The organism is Pseudomonas sp. S3_C06 (assembly GCF_054667675.1).
Map to the genome: position 1 here is coordinate 3442179 of NZ_CP162747.1, position 15352 is coordinate 3457530.

The 15352-nt window shown below is 60.6% G+C and carries 16 protein-coding genes; 4 read left to right on the plus strand and 12 right to left on the minus strand.

The annotated features are described in order from the left end of the window. Positions 1 to 279: 279 nt before the first annotated feature. The gene (llpB, locus tag AB4N44_RS15275) at positions 280 to 810 is read left to right on the plus strand and encodes a lectin-like bacteriocin LlpB (RefSeq protein ID WP_455805854.1); all 531 of its coding nucleotides are present in this window, start codon (positions 280 to 282) and stop codon (positions 808 to 810) included. A gap of 372 nt (positions 811 to 1182) precedes the next feature. Here llpB and AB4N44_RS15280 read toward each other — a convergent pair whose 3' ends face one another. Further along, positions 1183 to 2952, minus strand: coding sequence for a flavin monoamine oxidase family protein (locus tag AB4N44_RS15280; RefSeq protein WP_460108556.1), 1770 nt, complete (start codon positions 2950 to 2952; stop codon positions 1183 to 1185). Between the two features lie 223 nt (positions 2953 to 3175). Here AB4N44_RS15280 and AB4N44_RS15285 point away from each other — a divergent pair, with 223 nt between their 5' ends. Together AB4N44_RS15285 and AB4N44_RS15290 are read left to right on the plus strand one after the other, a co-directional pair. Then, positions 3176 to 4582 carry an adenosylmethionine--8-amino-7-oxononanoate transaminase gene (locus tag AB4N44_RS15285; RefSeq protein WP_460108554.1) on the plus strand — a complete coding sequence of 469 codons (1407 nt, stop codon included), beginning with the start codon at positions 3176 to 3178 and terminating at the stop codon, positions 4580 to 4582. A gap of 131 nt (positions 4583 to 4713) precedes the next feature. Then, a complete protein-coding gene (locus tag AB4N44_RS15290) occupies positions 4714 to 5433 on the plus strand; it encodes a 16S rRNA (uracil(1498)-N(3))-methyltransferase (RefSeq protein ID WP_460158112.1) in 720 nt (239 codons plus the stop codon). A gap of 128 nt (positions 5434 to 5561) precedes the next feature. On the opposite strand, the gene trhA is transcribed toward AB4N44_RS15290, so the two are convergent. Next, positions 5562 to 6179 (minus strand): PAQR family membrane homeostasis protein TrhA, encoded by a 618-nt coding sequence (gene trhA, locus AB4N44_RS15295; protein WP_038358773.1) that lies wholly within the window; start codon positions 6177 to 6179, stop codon positions 5562 to 5564. 187 nt (positions 6180 to 6366) lie between these two features. Between trhA and AB4N44_RS15300 the strand changes: the two genes are divergently transcribed. Beyond that, a complete protein-coding gene (locus AB4N44_RS15300; RefSeq protein WP_460108552.1) occupies positions 6367 to 7287 on the plus strand; it encodes a LysR family transcriptional regulator in 921 nt (306 codons plus the stop codon). Between the two features lie 114 nt (positions 7288 to 7401). Here the strand turns inward: AB4N44_RS15300 and madM are convergent, their stop codons facing one another. From madM to AB4N44_RS15350, 10 genes are all read right to left on the minus strand, one after another. Beyond that, on the minus strand, positions 7402 to 8166 hold the full coding sequence (gene madM / locus AB4N44_RS15305; protein ID WP_007913704.1) for a malonate transporter subunit MadM: 765 nt from the start codon (positions 8164 to 8166) through the stop codon (positions 7402 to 7404). Between the two features lies 1 nt (position 8167). Then, positions 8168 to 8584, minus strand: coding sequence for a malonate transporter subunit MadL (madL, locus tag AB4N44_RS15310; protein ID WP_038358777.1), 417 nt, complete (start codon positions 8582 to 8584; stop codon positions 8168 to 8170). Between the two features lie 65 nt (positions 8585 to 8649). Beyond that, on the minus strand, positions 8650 to 9570 hold the full coding sequence (gene mdcH / locus AB4N44_RS15315; protein ID WP_460108551.1) for a malonate decarboxylase subunit epsilon: 921 nt from the start codon (positions 9568 to 9570) through the stop codon (positions 8650 to 8652). After that, positions 9567 to 10187 (minus strand): malonate decarboxylase holo-ACP synthase, encoded by a 621-nt coding sequence (locus AB4N44_RS15320; protein WP_460108550.1) that lies wholly within the window; start codon positions 10185 to 10187, stop codon positions 9567 to 9569. Before AB4N44_RS15320 ends, mdcH begins: the two co-directional genes overlap by 4 nt. Further along, the gene (mdcE, locus tag AB4N44_RS15325; protein WP_460108548.1) at positions 10181 to 10966 is read right to left on the minus strand and encodes a biotin-independent malonate decarboxylase subunit gamma; all 786 of its coding nucleotides are present in this window, start codon (positions 10964 to 10966) and stop codon (positions 10181 to 10183) included. The genes AB4N44_RS15320 and mdcE overlap by 7 nt, the downstream gene beginning before the upstream one ends. Further along, on the minus strand, positions 10963 to 11814 hold the full coding sequence (locus tag AB4N44_RS15330; RefSeq protein WP_460108547.1) for a biotin-independent malonate decarboxylase subunit beta: 852 nt from the start codon (positions 11812 to 11814) through the stop codon (positions 10963 to 10965). Before AB4N44_RS15330 ends, mdcE begins: the two co-directional genes overlap by 4 nt. Continuing rightward, positions 11807 to 12106: a malonate decarboxylase subunit delta gene (locus AB4N44_RS15335; protein WP_007913697.1), complete on the minus strand. Its 300-nt coding sequence runs from the start codon at positions 12104 to 12106 to the stop codon at positions 11807 to 11809. Before AB4N44_RS15335 ends, AB4N44_RS15330 begins: the two co-directional genes overlap by 8 nt. Next, positions 12106 to 12978, minus strand: a complete 873-nt coding sequence (locus AB4N44_RS15340) for a triphosphoribosyl-dephospho-CoA synthase (RefSeq protein ID WP_460108545.1) — start codon at positions 12976 to 12978, stop codon at positions 12106 to 12108. The genes AB4N44_RS15335 and AB4N44_RS15340 overlap by 1 nt, the downstream gene beginning before the upstream one ends. Beyond that, a complete protein-coding gene (mdcA, locus tag AB4N44_RS15345) occupies positions 12978 to 14648 on the minus strand; it encodes a malonate decarboxylase subunit alpha (RefSeq protein WP_316917255.1) in 1671 nt (556 codons plus the stop codon). The genes AB4N44_RS15340 and mdcA overlap by 1 nt, the downstream gene beginning before the upstream one ends. A gap of 296 nt (positions 14649 to 14944) precedes the next feature. Continuing rightward, positions 14945 to 15310, minus strand: coding sequence for a DUF6124 family protein (locus tag AB4N44_RS15350; protein WP_460108543.1), 366 nt, complete (start codon positions 15308 to 15310; stop codon positions 14945 to 14947). Between the last annotated feature and the right edge of the window lie 42 nt (positions 15311 to 15352).

Genomic DNA, 15352 nt, shown 5'->3' on the forward strand with positions numbered 1-15352 from the left:
TGTGAGAACTGCGAACCAAGACTAGCGAGTTATCTATCGAATTAAAGCGGAAAATTTCGCTTTGAAATATCGAGAAATACGATCAAGAGTCTGGAAGTGACGTGTTAAGGAAAGATTAAAGGCGATTTGTCCGCACAGCGCTCGGGCCATACTGCTCGATTCTCGCGGGCTGATCCGACACTCCCCGGAGCAGGTGGCGATCACGGGAAGGTCGTCGCCAGAGAAATTCCCAATCGATAACTATGTATCGCTGGTTGTACCTCCGCACCTGATCAAATGATGACTCAATCATTCTTTGAAAAGGTCAACAACATGGCGCTTCGTTACAGCCCCTTTCAAGCAAGTGGTACTTCCGAGTTACCGCCAAACCAGACCCTGAGCCCAGGCCAATATCTGCAATCCGAAAACGGTCGATTTCGCCTTATATTGCAGGGCGATGGAAATCTTGTGATCAAAGACGGTGAAACGGTAGTGTGGATTGCCGATAGCAATCAGCCTTACAGTTTAACTTTGCATCCAAAAAAGATGCGTGAGCCACTGCAGTTTGTCATCAGCAACAACGGTTTTCTCTACGACCCTTCCCGACGGCGCCTGTGGATTGCTGAAAGCACGCACAGCCTCGACAAATCGCTCTGGCACAACACCTACATGACGCTTCAGGACGATGGCAACCTGGTCATCTACGATCAGCGCAACGGGAATCTGCGCTGGGCCCGCTCTGGATTTGTGCCCGGGCGAATTCGAAAACCCAAGCAGCGATGGCTCAGAAAGTTGCCGAACGGCACGGAGTTCTTCAAATGGGACTTTTAATACGCCTGAGTTATTTTGATTGATTAGTTGGTGAAAACCGCCGGTGGCTGCAAGCAATCCGCACTGTACGGATCTATCTTGCATTGATGGGCAAGTTCAGCACCATAACCTCCAGGAAAGAAACGTCCATTGGCACAACCGGAAAGTGTCATCAACAGAACTATTGCCATTAGCCTTTTCATCAAGCGCCTCCAATTTTTTCAAGCATAAAGTTGGAGATCCGGCACCCGCTATCGTTTCGTTCTGATTGTTTTGTGGGAAGTGTCCTGCGCAAAGGTAAGCCTTGAGACTGCACCGGGAAGGATTGACGTGCGCGCTTCTGGCAAAAAAAAACGCGGCCCTCATGGCCGCGTTTTTTATTGAAGCAAAGGCTTACTGCGCCTTGGTCTCAGTGGTGGCTGCCGGCTTGGCCGCTGGCTTCTTCGCCGGCTCGGCCTTTTTCGCTGCCGGTTTGGCCGGGGCCTTCTTCGCCTCGGTTTTAGCTGCAGGCTTCTTCGCCGCTGGCTTGGCCGCTGCTTTCTTCGCCGGTTCAGCTTTCACCGGGGTCGCTGGTTTCGGTGCTTCCACCGGCGCTGGCGCAGGTGCCGGGGTCGGCGCAGGCGCTGGAGCGACCGGTGCAGGAGCCGGCTCTGGCGCCTTCACAGGCTCAGGCTTCTTCTCGTCATCCGAACCGCCGAACAGATTAGTGAAGAAGTTGCCCTTCTTCGCCGCCACGGCACCCGCCGCGCCTGCCGCTGCTGCAGCCGGAACCACTTTGGCTGGCTCGAACGATTTGCCTGCCGCCAGATCTTCAACCTGACTGGCCGCACGCTGACCGGTGCGCAATGCGCCTTCCAGCGTGCCCGGGTACAAGGTGTCAGTGTGTTCGCCGGCGAACGTCACGCGTTGCAGCGGACGTTCCCACAGGCGCCAGAACTTGCTGATCTGCCCCGGGCCGTAAGCCAGGTAAGCGCCGCCCATCGACGGGTCGGTGCTGTAACGACGGATTTCATAACCGGTGAACGAGCCACGGGCCTGTGGATAAAACGCGTGCAGACGAATCAGCACCTGATCGACCATCTGCTTGTCGCCGAACGCCTGCATCACGCGAGCGTTGTCGCCGGACAGGTTGATCACCACGTTGGCGCCGCCCTTCAGGGCAGGCTCGATCCAGAGCATGCCGAGACCGGTGTTGCTATAGATCTCGCCGGACATGCGCGCCTTGCTTTCCCACACCGGCGTCTTGAACTTCAACATGATCTGGTCGCGCCAGCCGTAGTTGGTGCCCTTGATCGCGGCCATGTGCTGAGCATCCAGCGCCGGCGTCAGGGCAATCTTGTTCAGTGCACGCAGCGGCACGGCCAGCACAACGTAGTCAGCCTGGTAGCCAACACTGCCGACCTTGACGGTCACGCCGTCCTTGTCCTGAGTGATCGCCGACACCGGCGAATTGGTCTTGATCGTTTTGATCTGTTTGACGAACGCCTGCGCCAGCACCTGGCTGCCGCCGACCAGACGCGAAGCGCGCAGGTCACGGTCGGAGATGCCGCGATAGACACGGTTCTGCTGGGCGAAATACAGCAGCGACAGACGCGAAGGTTCGTCGTAGTGGGTGCGGATATCCTGATTGATCAGCTGACGCGCGGTGGCCGGCAGGTTTTGCTTATCGAGCCAGCTCGATACGGTGATCTGGTCCAGCGCGTGCAGGGTGCTGGTCGCTGCCGGGTTCTGCGGGTCGTCAATCGAACGCGCCAGATCGTCGAGGGTTTTCTGATAGCGCTTCAAGGCATCGGCGGTAGCCGGTTGCTTGGTCGCCAGATCGGCGGCAGAGAAATATTCGCCGTCGATCAGGTAGCCCGGGGTCCGCACGAATTCCGGCGCCGGCGTGGTGCCAAGCTTGAACGTCGACACGTACTTGTTCAGCACCGGCTGCGTCTTGTCGTTGCCGATCCACTCGCTGGTGGCCATACCGGAGCGACCGCCCAGGCTCGGCTTGGCTTCCAGCAGGGTGACCTGCCAGCCTTTGTTTTGCAGTTCATAAGCGGCAGTCAGGCCCGACAGGCCACCGCCGATCACGATTGCGGTTTTATCCTTGGCCAGCGCTGTAACGCTGAACAGCCCCAACATCACCAGCGCACAGGCGCGCAGCCAACCGACAGACATTCAGCGAACTCCGGAAATACACGTAGGAAAAAGCACTTTTGCGGGTCAGACGACCCAAAGAACCGCGAAGAATACGTTAGCCATCAAAACGCCGCCAGCGACGTCTATCGGCTCATACAAAGTAGCTCAATCGACACAATGGGTTGTCCCCGCGCGACGCATTGCATAGGCTTGCGCGATTGTTTGCCCGCGCCTGACGCGAGCCGCCTCGAGGAGACTGTAAATGGGCCTGAATAATCAGTGGATGCAACGCGACCTCGCGGTGTTGTGGCATCCCTGCACCCAGATGAAAGACCACGAACAGCTGCCGCTGATCCCGATCAAGCGCGGCGAAGGCGTCTGGCTCGAAGACTTCGAAGGCAAGCGCTACCTCGACGCCGTCAGCTCCTGGTGGGTCAACGTGTTCGGCCACGCCAACCCGCGCATCAATCAGCGCATCAAGGATCAGGTCGATCAACTGGAACACGTGATTCTGGCCGGCTTCAGCCATCAGCCGGTGATCGAGTTGTCCGAGCGTCTGGTGAAGATGACGCCGGAAGGGCTGAACCGGGTGTTCTACGCCGATAACGGTTCGTCCTGCATCGAAGTCGCGCTGAAAATGAGCTTTCACTATTGGCTCAACCGCGGCCAACCGAACAAGAAGCGCTTCGTCACCCTGACCAACAGCTACCACGGTGAAACCATGGCGGCGATGGCGGTCGGCGACGTGCCGCTGTTCACCGAAACCTACAAAGCGCTGCTGATGGACACCCTCAAAGTGCCGAGCCCGGATTGCTACGGGCGCCCGGAAGGCATGAGCTGGGAAGAACACTCGCGCAACATGTTCGCCGCCATGGAACAGACCTTGGCAGAGCATCATGACAGCGTTGCGGCAGTAATCGTCGAGCCGTTGATTCAGGGCGCTGGCGGCATGCGCATGTACCACCCGGTGTATCTGAAATTGCTGCGCGAAGCCTGCGACCGTTACGGCGTGCACCTGATCCTCGATGAAATCGCCGTCGGTTTCGGTCGCACCGGAACCATGTTTGCCTGTGAACAGGCTGGCATTCGTCCGGACTTCCTCTGCCTGTCGAAAGCCCTGACCGGCGGCTACCTGCCGCTGGCCGCGTGCCTGACCACCGACGAGGTTTACAGCGCGTTCTACGACGACTATCCAACCCTGCGCGCGTTCCTCCATTCGCACAGCTACACCGGCAACCCGCTGGCGTGCGCGGCGGCACTGGCGACGCTGGATATCTTCGAGCAGGACAACGTCATCGAGAACAACAAGGCGCTGGCCCAGCGCATGGCATTGGCGACGGCGCATCTGGTTGATCACCCGAACGTCTCCGAAGTGCGTCAGACCGGCATGGTCCTGGCCATCGAGATGGTCAAGGATAAAGCCACCAAAGAGGCCTACCCTTGGCAAGAGCGTCGCGGCTTGAAGGTGTTCCAGCATGCGCTGGAGCGCGGCGCGTTGCTGCGCCCGCTGGGCAGCGTGGTGTATTTCCTGCCGCCGTACGTGATCACCCCGGAGCAGATCGACTTCCTCGCCGAAGTCGCCAGCGAAGGCATCGACATTGCTACGCGTGACAGCGTCAGTGTTGCCGTGCCAAAAGACTTCCATCCCGGCTTCCGTGATCCGGGCTAACGTGACCGCTCGTTCCCACGCTCCGCGTGGGCATGCAGCCCGGGACGCTCCGCGTCCCAAAGCGGACGCAGAGCGTCCATCGAGGCATTCCCACGCAGAGCGTGGGAACGATCTAATCTGAGAGACCCGAAATGAGACTGTCCCGCTTCTTTATCGACGCCCCCCTGAGCACCGGCCAACACGAATTGCCGGAAGCCCAGGCGCATTACATCAGCCGCGTGCTGCGCATGGCCGAGGGCGATGCGGTGCAGTTGTTCGACGGTTCCGGTCATGAGTTTCTTGGCTCGCTGCTGGAAGTCGGCAAGAAGCGCGTGACCGTTCAGATCAATGAGCAATTCGCCGGTCAGGTCGAATCGCCGCTGCACATCCACCTAGGCCAGGGCCTGTCCCGTGGCGAGCGGATGGATTGGGCGATTCAGAAAGCCACCGAGCTGGGCGTGAATGAAATCACGCCGATCTTCAGTGATCGCTGCGAAGTCCGCCTCAAGGACGAACGCGCCGACAAACGCCTGCTGCATTGGCGCCAGGTGGCGATCAGCGCGTGTGAACAATGTGGTCGTTCGCGGGTGCCGGTGATTCATCCGCCGGTGTTGTTGGCGGACTGGATCAAGCAGAGCCAGGCCGAGTTGAAACTAGTGCTGCACCCGGTGGCGGAGCCGTTGGTGAGTCATGCCAAACCGGCGACGCTGGCGTTCTTGATCGGGCCTGAAGGCGGTTTGACGGATGCCGAAGTCGAGCAAGCCAAAGGCAACGGCTTCCACGCCGCCCGCCTCGGCCCGCGCGTATTGCGTACCGAGACCGCGCCAGTGGTGGCACTGGCGGTGGCCCAGCAGCTTTGGGGTGATTTCTAATCCACAATGATCGTTCCCACGCTCTGCGTGGGAATGCAGCCCGGGACGCTCCGCGTCCCATACGACGTGACGCAGAGCGTCACAGGAGGCGTTACCACGCAGAGCGTGGGAACGATCAGTCAGCCGGGCTACAGGACATAAAACAGAATCGCCACAAAGTGCAGCAAGCTCCCCGCAATCACAAACAAATGCCAGATCCCATGCGCATGCCGCAGCCGGTGATCCAGGGCAAAAAAGATAATCCCCACCGTGTACAAAACCCCGCCCGACGCCAGCCAGGCAAACCCGGTAGTGCCCAGCGCCGCGATCAGCGGCTTGACCGCCACCAACACAATCCAGCCCATCACCGCGTAAATCACGATCGACAGAATCCGCGCTTCCGAACGCGGTTTGATCTCTTGCAGGATGCCGATCAGCGCCAGCCCCCAGACAATCCCGAACAACGTCCAGCCCCACGGCCCGCGCAGGGTCACCAGGCAAAATGGCGTGTAACTGCCGGCAATCAACAGATAGATCGAAAAGTGATCAACCTTCTTCATGATCGCTTTCTTGCGCCCGCGCACGCTGTGGTACACGGTGGAGGCGCTGTAGAGCACCAGCAAGGTGAAAGCGTAAATCGCCACACTGACGATCTTCCACGGGCTGCCGTCCAGACAGGCAATCACCAACATCCACACGCCACCAATAAATGCCGCCACCGCCCCGACCAGATGGGTCCAGGCGTTCAATCGTTCTCCGTGATACATGTATTGCTCACCTCACATTCGTTACCGCAGCGCGCAAGGCTCGGGCCTTGAGCGTAAAAGCGCAATCAAAAGATCGCAGCCTTCGGCAGCTCCTACCTTCGAACGCATTCCAATGTAGGAGCTGCCGAAGGCTGCGATCTTTTGATCTTCAAGGCACAATCGACGCATTCCAAAAAGAGTCCGCGCCATGCTGATCGACGAAGAATTGACCCTGAAAAAACTCGAGGTGTTCCTCGCCTTCATGCGCACCGGCAACCTCGCCCGCGCTGCTGTCGAGCTGCAGACCAGCAACGTCAGCGTGCACCGCGCCATTCATTCGCTGGAAAGCGCCCTGCGCTGCCCGCTGTTCAAACACGAAGGCCGCAACCTGACGCCGCTGGAAAGTGCCTATGTATTGGAGGAACGCGCGCAGAAGCTGATCAACGACGTCGTCGAAAGCGTGCGCCTGACGCGCGAAGCCGCCGGTTTTTCCGCTGAACGTTTCAAGCTTGGCTCGCTGTATTCACTGACCGTGAAAACCGTACCGCAACTGATCATGGGCCTGAAGATCCGCCGCAGCGAACTCAACATCGACCTGATCCTCGGCTCGAACATCGACCTGCTGTACAAGCTGAAGAACATGGAAGTCGACGCGATTCTGGTGTCACTGGACGACAGCATCAACGACCCGGATTGCGAGCAGATTGCGTTGTTCTCCGACGACATCTTCCTCGCCACCCCGGCGGATTCGAAGTTTGCTCAGCGCAGTGAGGTGGATCTGGCGGAGGTGCGCGATGAAACCTTCATCACCCTGACTCAGGGCTTTGCCACGCATCAGGATGGCGTGCGGGTGTTCAAGCAGGCGGGGTTCGAACCGAAGGTGGCGATGCAGGTGAATGACATCTTCACGCTGTTGAGCATGGTCAGCTCTGGGGTGGGTTACGCGTTGCTGCCGGGACGGATTGCCGCGGTGTATGAGAATCGGGTGAAGCTGATTCCGTTGCAGGAGAAGTACCGGTTGCAGCAGCACATTGGCGTGGTGTTTTTGAAGGCCAAGGAGAGGGATCCGAATTTGCTGGCGTTGCTGGCGGAGTGTCGGATGTATGCCAATCGCCAGATCACCCCATGATCGTTCCCATGCTCCGCGTGGGAATGCCTCAATGGACGCTCCGCGTCCGCTTTGGGACGCAGAGCGTCCCGGGCTGCATTCCCACGCAGAGCGTGGGAACGATCAATCAGAAACCTAGCCCACAATCCCGCGAACAATGAAGAACAACAGCGATGGCCCAAGCAAACACCCCAGCCCGGTATGGAAAGTAGCGGTCAACGCCCCATAAGGCACCAACCGCCGATCCGTCGCCGCCAATCCAGCTGTAACGCCGCTGACAGTCCCGGCCAAACCACCAAACACCATCGCCGAACGCGGGTTATCCAGGCCCATCCAGCGCGCCGCGACCGGCGTGCCGACCATCACCAGAATCGCCTTGATCAACCCGGTGGCAATCGACAGCGCCATCACATCCGAGGTCGCGCCAATCGCCGCACCGGTCACCGGCCCGACGATATAAGTCACCGCACCCGCGCCAATGGTGGTCATGCTCACCGCATCGCGATAACCAAACGCCCAGGCCATGCACGCGCCAACAATGAACGGCAGGATCGTGCCCAGCAACAGCGCGATCACACCAATCAACCCAGCCTTCTTAGCCTCGGTCGCCTGCACTTCAAATGCCGTGGCCACAATTGCAAAATCACGCAGCATCGCCCCGCCCATCAGTCCGATACCGGAGAACAACGTCAGATCCGCCAAGCCTTTCTGCCCGCCGGTCATGGTGCCGCCGACCCACGCCAAAACCAGACCAATAACGATGGCAATCGCCGAGCCGTGAATACGTCCGAACGTCAGGCGTTTGGACAGAACCACCGACACCCACATGATCACGCCGACAAAAGCGAATGCAGTGACCAGCCCATTGTGTTCCAGACCTTTCTCGATGAGATCCCACATATCAGCGGCCTCCTACTGGCGTGCCGACCGGGGAGATTTCCGCCGGCTCGTCAGGCAATGGTTCGCCCTTATGGGTGCGGCTGATCAAAGCAATCGTGCAGCCACAAACCACCACCGAACCAATCGCCGCCAGCACCGCCACCGGGCCACCGTGCAGCGCAGTGACGACGTTCTGTTGCGCGGCCATCGCCACCACCACCGGAATGTACATCGCGCCCCAAAAGCCGACGCCCATCTCGCATTCCTTGGTCATGCCGCCGCGTTTCTGCATCCACAACCGCGCGCAGATCAGCAGGATCATGGCGATGCCGACCCCGCCGACATTGGATTTCACGCCCAACAACACGCCGAGCATGTCACCCATGATCACCCCTGCCAGCGTACAGATCGCGAGCAGCGCCACACCGTAAATAATCATTGTTGTAGTCCTCAAAGTGCATCGTCGAATGTTGTTTTTGTTGTTCGAAGCTTGAGTCGGCGGTTTTAGAGTTGGCGGCCACCCTCCTCTCGCAACAGCGCCTGCAAGGTGTCGAGACGCGCACTGTCGAAGGCAGTGACCGTGCCTTGCTCGAACACCCGGCGCGCCAGCCCGGTCAGCACCGCACCGGGCGGCAGTTCGATTTGTAGACGCACGCCGCGCTCGTAGGCGCTTTGTACGGTGCCGCGCCAATCCACCACGCGGCACATGTTGAAGGCGAGGTCGTCGCGCAGCGCTTCTACTTTGGTCACGGGGCGCGCGCGGCTGCCGCTCAGGTAAGCGATTTTCGCGGTTTTCAGCTCAACCTTGGCGAAGGCTTCGGCGAGGGTTTGCGCCGGTTCGTCCAGCAGTGGGCAGTGCGACGGTACGCTCACCGCCAGACGTTTTGCCAGACCGGCGCCGCGACTGCGCGCCAGTTCGGCCACCGCTTGCATCGCCTCGTCACAGCCGGCAATCACCACCTGATTGTCGGCGTTGATGTTGGCCAGATACACCGGCGAATCTTCGCTGTGTACCTGCGCCAGCAGCGTTTCGACTGTGGATAACTGCAGGCCGATAATCGCGGTCATGCCGTAGCCTTGTGGATAAGCTTGCTGCATCAACGCACCGCGCAGGCTGACCAGATGCAACGCATCGCTGAAGCTCAAGGCCCCGGCGACCACCGCTGCCGGGTAAGCACCGATGGACAGGCCCGCGACGTAATCCGCCGTGAGTCCGTCCTGCAACAATTGCCGTGAAGCTGCGACGCCGGCGATCAGCAGGCATAGCTGAACTGCCCTTGTCGTGCGCAACGCTGCGCTGGAATCCAGCAGCGAGACATCTTCGCCGAGCACATCACTGGCCTCGACCAAGGTCTCGCGGGGCAAGCGCTGCAGCATGCCCGCTTGCTGCGCACCCTGGCCGGGGAACACCAGCAGACTGCTCACGCTGCCTGCTCCTGCGGGTTCCACGGGTCAGTCACCAAACAGGCCTGATACTCGTTTTTCAGCAGCACGCGCGCAGATCCGCTGGCCCATTCACGCAATGCCACAGCACCGAACGGCGTCTGCAACTGCATGTCGACCCGGCACACGGCCTGATCGAAAAGCTCCACGAGTTTGCGTGCCTGATTACGGGTGATCAGTTGCGGCGTACGCAGAATCAGATCGAGATCACTGGCCGCGTGCATCGCGGTAAAATCACTGGCCAGTTCAAACCCGACACTGCCGCTGACACCCCAGACCCAACCGCAATCGTCGAGCATCGGCCGCAGTTGTTTGAGCGCCTGCATGACCGGCAGATCGCGCTCGCTGTCGACATGACACAGCGCCTCCGGACTGACCCGACAGGCAATCGAATCGACCGCCATAAATGCCGCCAACCGCTGCTCGCGCAACACACCGCGCACACCGACCGCGAGAAAACCCTCATCGCTCAACGCCCGCCGCACTACCACCGGTTGCCCGGCGGCCAGCGACTCGACTGCCCACAGCGGCGCATCCGCCGGCAACTGCACCGGGGTCATGCCCCAGAGCAGGTCGTGGGCCAGAGGCGTATTCACCACTGCGCCCTCAGCAGTTCGCGAACCTTGCTGGAAGCCGCACGATTCTTCGCGCCGAGGCGATTGCTCAAGTCAGTACTGACGACATCGCCGATGGCTTGCTTCAGGCACTCGTTGACTCTCGAAAGATCCTCCACCGTCGGCTGTTCAATCTGCTGCACTGACAAGGTTTCCCAGAGCAATCCGAGACTGGCATAACTGTCGATGTCATAAGCCATCGGCGGCACACTGGCGGCCAGCGCTTCCAGTTCTTCAACGCTGCGCAACGTCACCCGCGCCGCCGAAGCCTTGCCCATGGCATGCACCATCACGCCCGGATCGCGCAGCGCGATCAAACGGTTGGCCTGATAACCATGAGCCAGAAACGCCCCGGACATCGCCTTACCGACCAACAACGCAATCACCGGATGCCCGGCCAAACGCGCACGGGCATAACTGTCCGCCGCACCGGCCAGCGCCTGATGAATGCCGAGGGCTTCTTCGCGCCGACCGTAAGCCTGGCTCGGCACATCGACGATGGCGATGATCGGGCGTTTTTGCGCTTTATCACGATCAGCAGTGATCGCGTCATCCACAGCCTTGGCCAAGCCCCAGCCTTCGAGCAAGCCGACTTCGCCATTACGAGCACGCGGAAAACGATTGTCCGGATCAGCGACCACAGCGATAAAACGCCCCAGCTCACTGTCAGCAACCTTCAACGATGGCGGCAGCCCTTGGACCGCGACAGCGCCCGCGCTCAAGGCGTTGAACCAGTTCAAACCACGCAGCGAATAACCGCTCATGAGCGCTCTCCTTGATACAGATCGCGAACCACCGACGGTTCGATTTGCGGGTCAGTGTTCAGATTGCTCAGGCGTTGCAGAAACCATTCGGCGCGCTGGCTGCGCGGTTGCTTCGGCAAACCTTGCTGGAGCAATTCACCTACCTGCTGACGAATCTTCGCCACGTCATCGGCGACATACCGATCCACCAGACCACTGGCAAAACGCTGCTCGCCGCCAGTCAGGCTCCAGATGAATGGCCGGTCGCGAGAGTCGTATTCTTCGATTCCGGCTTCCTGCTCAATCACCTGCGGGCCGTTCAAACCGAGGCGTGCTTCCTGAGTCACCAGCAAATAACTGCACAACGCAGCGGCAATCGACATGCCGCCAAAGCAACCGACGCTACCTGCCACCACACCGACCACCGGTTGGTACTGCTGCAAATCGACAATCGCCGCATGAATATCAGCAATCGCCGCCAGCCCGAGATTGGCTTCCTGCAAACGCACACCACCGGTTTCCAGCAGCAACACCGCGCGGGTCTGAATGCCTTTGCGGTTGTCTTCAGCCGCCAGTTCCAGCGCGCCGGCAATCTTCGCCCCGCCGACTTCGCCAAGGCTGCCACCCTGAAACGCGCCTTCAATCGCGGCGATGACCACCGGCAAACCGTCGAGGCTGCCCTTGGCGATCACCACGCCGTCATCGGCCTGCGGCACCACGCCCTGGCGTTCAAGCCACGGCGACATCACCCGTTGAAACGGGTCGAGCAATTCACGAAAGCTGCCGGCATCGAGCAAGGCCTTCGCCCGTTGCCGCGCACCGAGTTCGACGAAGCTGTGTTTGTTGAGCAACGCGGCGCTGTCAGTCATGGCCGATCTCCTCGAAACCTTGTTCCAGACGCAAGCGCACCACCCCCGGCGTCGCACCGAAATCGTGGATATCGATGGCCATCGCCGGCGGCGTGGTGCCGTCGAACATCCGCGCAAACAGATGCTGCCAGCGCAGCTGCGCACCGTTGACCGAGGTTTGCACATTGATCGTCAGCTTGCCGGCCAGGCCCGGTTCGATCAGCACTTCCAGATCACCCGAGCCGACACAACCGACCAGCGCGCGACCGCGTGGCGGCTGCCCGGCGGGGAATTCAAACGATAGGGTTTCCATCAAAACGCTCCCTGAAGGATGCCGTCGCATTCGATGCGATCGAGCAGCAGCGTGGCGGCGAGCAAGTCGGCGGCGCCACCGGGCGAGGCATTCAATGCGATGAGTTGTTGATCGAGTTCGTGCAAGCGGCGGCGACCGCTGAGGCTGGCGCTGCCACCGGCGTCGAGCACCGCTTGCGCGCCGTGTTGCATGGCCTGCAACCCCTCTTCGCCGGCGCGGTAGAGCACGCAGGTGTCGGCCAGATTCGTCATGATTGCGAGCAAGGCGTCGAGCCGGGCGTTCTGTTCGCCGCTTGCTTGGGCACGGCTGCGTTTGAGTTGTGGCAGGCCGCGTTGCAGCACCGAAGGGAAGCCGAGCTGCGCTTCTTCACGAGCACCGCGTGCGCCGAAACGCAGGGCGACTTGGGCGCCGTGGCTCAAGGGTTTCGGCGCGTGGCGATCGTCCAGCAAGGCCAGACGTGCAGCACGCAGGGTCACGGCGTTAGCGCTGGAGGATTGCGGTTCGAGCGCAGCGGCCGTCACCAACAACCCCAGCGCCCAAATGGCGCCGCGATGGGTGTTCACGCCGTTGGTGGTCGCGAGCATCGATTGCTCACCTTCGCGACCGATGCGGCCAATCGCTTCGCGCAACGTTGAATCGACTTCGCCGATTTCAACTGCCGCCTCGGCCATCTCTTTGAACGCCGGCCACAACGACAGCGCCGACGCGTGCATCAGGCCCAGGTGCAGATCGGTGTGCGCGCCATTGCCGCGACGGTCGACCAATGCCGGTTTCGGCGACAGATCGGCTTCGTCGATCAGGGCGTCCACCGCCAGATCGGCCAGTCGATCAGCCATAGAAAGCGGTTTCGCTTGCAGGTTAAGTGCGTGCATTACCAGCTCCTGAATTTCGCGGGCGGGTTGTACAGGCCGCCGGACCACTCGACCAGATCGGCCACGCTCTTCGCCGCGAGCAGTTCGCGGGTGGCGTCGGTGCGGCGGATGCCGAGGTCTTCGGGCAAGGCGATCAGGCCTTCGCGGCGCATGCGTTCGGTGTCTTTCGGGTTGTGGCGCAGGCCGATGGCGGTGACGCCGGCGACCGCAGCGATCATCGCCTGGCGCTCTTCCAGCGAACGCGCCTTGTACAGATAGGCGATGCCTTCTTCGGTGAGCAAGTGGGTGACGTCGTCGCCGTAAATCATGATCGGCGCCAGCGGCATGCCGCTTTTCTTCGCCACCTCGACCGCGTCGAGGGTTTCGACGAAGGTCGGTTTGCCGCCCTCCTGGAAGGTCTCGACCATTTGCACCACAAGCTTTTTGCCGCGTTCGAGCATCGGTTGCTGCGCATCGTCATGACGCATATCCAGCCACGCCGGGGTGCCGTGACGCCGACCGCGCGGGTCGTGGCCCATGTTCGGCGCACCGCCGAAACCGGCGAGGCGACCACGGGTTACGGTCGAGGAATGGCCATCGCCATCGACCTGCAACGTCGCGCCGATGAACAGATCCACCGCGTACTGCCCGGCGAGTTGGCAGAACATCCGGTTGGAACGCAGCGAGCCGTCGCGACCGGTGAAGAACACGTCCGGGCGCGCGGCGATGTAGTTTTCCATACCCAGTTCGGTGCCGAAACAATGCACGCTTTCGACCCAACCGCTCTCGATCGCCGGGATCAGTGTTGGGTGCGGGTTGAGCGTCCAGTTGCGGCAGATCTTGCCTTTGAGGCCGAGGGATTCGCCGTAGGTCGGCAGGATCAATTCGATAGCGGCGGTGTTGAAACCGATGCCGTGGTTGAGCGACTGCACATTGTGTTTTTCGTAGATCCCACGGATCGCCATCATCGCCATCAGCACGTGCACGGGCTTGATGTGCCGTGGGTCGCGGGTGAACAGCGGTTCGATGTAGAACGGCTTGTCGGCGACCACGACGAAATCGACCCATGAGGCGGGGATGTCTACGCGAGGCAGTTCGCTGACGTCGTCGACCAACTGGTTGACCTGGACGATGACAATGCCGTCGCTGAACGCCGCCGGTTCGATCAGTGCCGGGGTGTCTTCGGTGCTCGGGCCGGTGTAGATATTACCGGCGCGGTCGGCCATGAAACCGGCCGAGAGCACGACGTTGGGGATCAGGTCCACCACCAGTCGGGCGTAGAGTTCGATGTAAGTGTGGATCGCGCCAACTTCGAGTAAACCGTCTTCAAGCAACTGGCTGATGCGCAGGCTCTGGGTGCCGGCGAAGGAGAAATCCAGTTTGCGGGCGATGCCGCGTTCGAACAGGTCAAGGTGCTCGGAGCGACCGACGCTGGGCATGATCATGTGCAGGTCGTGGAGCTTTTCCGGGTCGGCTTTGGCCAGCGAACGGGAGAGGAAATCCGCCTGCTTCTGGTTGTTGCCCTCCAGCACCACACGGTCGCCGGGGTGGATCAGCGCTTCGAGCGCGGCGACGATCTTGTCGGTGGGCAACACCACACCGTCGGCCAGCCCGTGCACCTTGTCGAGGCGGCGCTGCTTCTCATCGCGCCGCCGCGTCCAGCGCGAGTCGGGGGAAATTGTTGTTGTCATGCTCACTCCACGGGGTTCGCTGTCGTGGAGCTAAGGTAGGCGTGTGGGGTGGGGGCATCAATCAAGCGCGGTGGTGAATCATTACGCTGAGCGTAATGGTCAAGAGCGCCCTCACCCTAGCCCTCTCCCTGAGGGAGAGGGGACTGACCGAGGTGTCTGGCGCCATACATCGACCTGCCCCACCGAGTCGATTATGGATTCACAGCAGTATTTTCAGGTCGGCGTAACTTATGAGCATCCTGCGGTCGGCCCCCTCTCCCTCCGGGAGAGGGCTGGGGTGAGGGTCGGCTTTTAAGTCACTCCGTCGGCACCAACCTATCCAACAATCGATTGACCGCCATCTCCGCCACCATCACCACCTGCGCAATTCCTTGCACAGTCTTGCGGTGCGTACCTTCCACCATTGCCGCATGGTTGTTAAGCATCACCGTGGCCGACCCGAGGGTTTCGCTAGCATCAGCCAGCAGGGATTCGGTGTCGGCATGGGGGTTGGCCATGTACAGCGTGTTGGGGGTGTAAGGCGTGGCCATCAGATCGGCGTTGGTCGGGCCGAGGTAATGGTCGAGGGCGCGTTCGGCGGCTTCGTGGAATTTCTTGGAGTCGGGGGATTCGTAGGGGGATGCGGGATCTGCGAGCGGGGGGTTAGGCGTAGGTTTAATCATCTTCAAGTTCCGAAATTAAGCTGGAACCGCTTCTCTGCTAAA

Bases quoted from the DNA above. Each gene is read 5' to 3' on its own strand.
- llpB (WP_455805854.1), top strand. From the start codon at position 280: ATGACTCAATCATTCTTTGAAAAGGTCAACAACATGGCGCTTCGTTAC.
- AB4N44_RS15280 (WP_460108556.1), bottom strand. From the start codon at position 2,952: ATGTCTGTCGGTTGGCTGCGCGCCTGTGCGCTGGTGATGTTGGGGCTG.
- AB4N44_RS15285 (WP_460108554.1), top strand. From the start codon at position 3,176: ATGGGCCTGAATAATCAGTGGATGCAACGCGACCTCGCGGTGTTGTGG.
- AB4N44_RS15290 (WP_460158112.1), top strand. From the start codon at position 4,714: ATGAGACTGTCCCGCTTCTTTATCGACGCCCCCCTGAGCACCGGCCAA.
- trhA (WP_038358773.1), bottom strand. From the start codon at position 6,179: ATGTATCACGGAGAACGATTGAACGCCTGGACCCATCTGGTCGGGGCG.
- AB4N44_RS15300 (WP_460108552.1), top strand. From the start codon at position 6,367: ATGCTGATCGACGAAGAATTGACCCTGAAAAAACTCGAGGTGTTCCTC.
- madM (WP_007913704.1), bottom strand. From the start codon at position 8,166: ATGTGGGATCTCATCGAGAAAGGTCTGGAACACAATGGGCTGGTCACT.
- madL (WP_038358777.1), bottom strand. From the start codon at position 8,584: ATGATTATTTACGGTGTGGCGCTGCTCGCGATCTGTACGCTGGCAGGG.
- mdcE (WP_460108548.1), bottom strand. From the start codon at position 10,966: ATGAGCGGTTATTCGCTGCGTGGTTTGAACTGGTTCAACGCCTTGAGC.
- AB4N44_RS15330 (WP_460108547.1), bottom strand. From the start codon at position 11,814: ATGACTGACAGCGCCGCGTTGCTCAACAAACACAGCTTCGTCGAACTC.
- AB4N44_RS15335 (WP_007913697.1), bottom strand. From the start codon at position 12,106: ATGGAAACCCTATCGTTTGAATTCCCCGCCGGGCAGCCGCCACGCGGT.
- AB4N44_RS15340 (WP_460108545.1), bottom strand. From the start codon at position 12,978: ATGCACGCACTTAACCTGCAAGCGAAACCGCTTTCTATGGCTGATCGA.
- mdcA (WP_316917255.1), bottom strand. From the start codon at position 14,648: ATGACAACAACAATTTCCCCCGACTCGCGCTGGACGCGGCGGCGCGAT.
- AB4N44_RS15350 (WP_460108543.1), bottom strand. From the start codon at position 15,310: ATGATTAAACCTACGCCTAACCCCCCGCTCGCAGATCCCGCATCCCCC.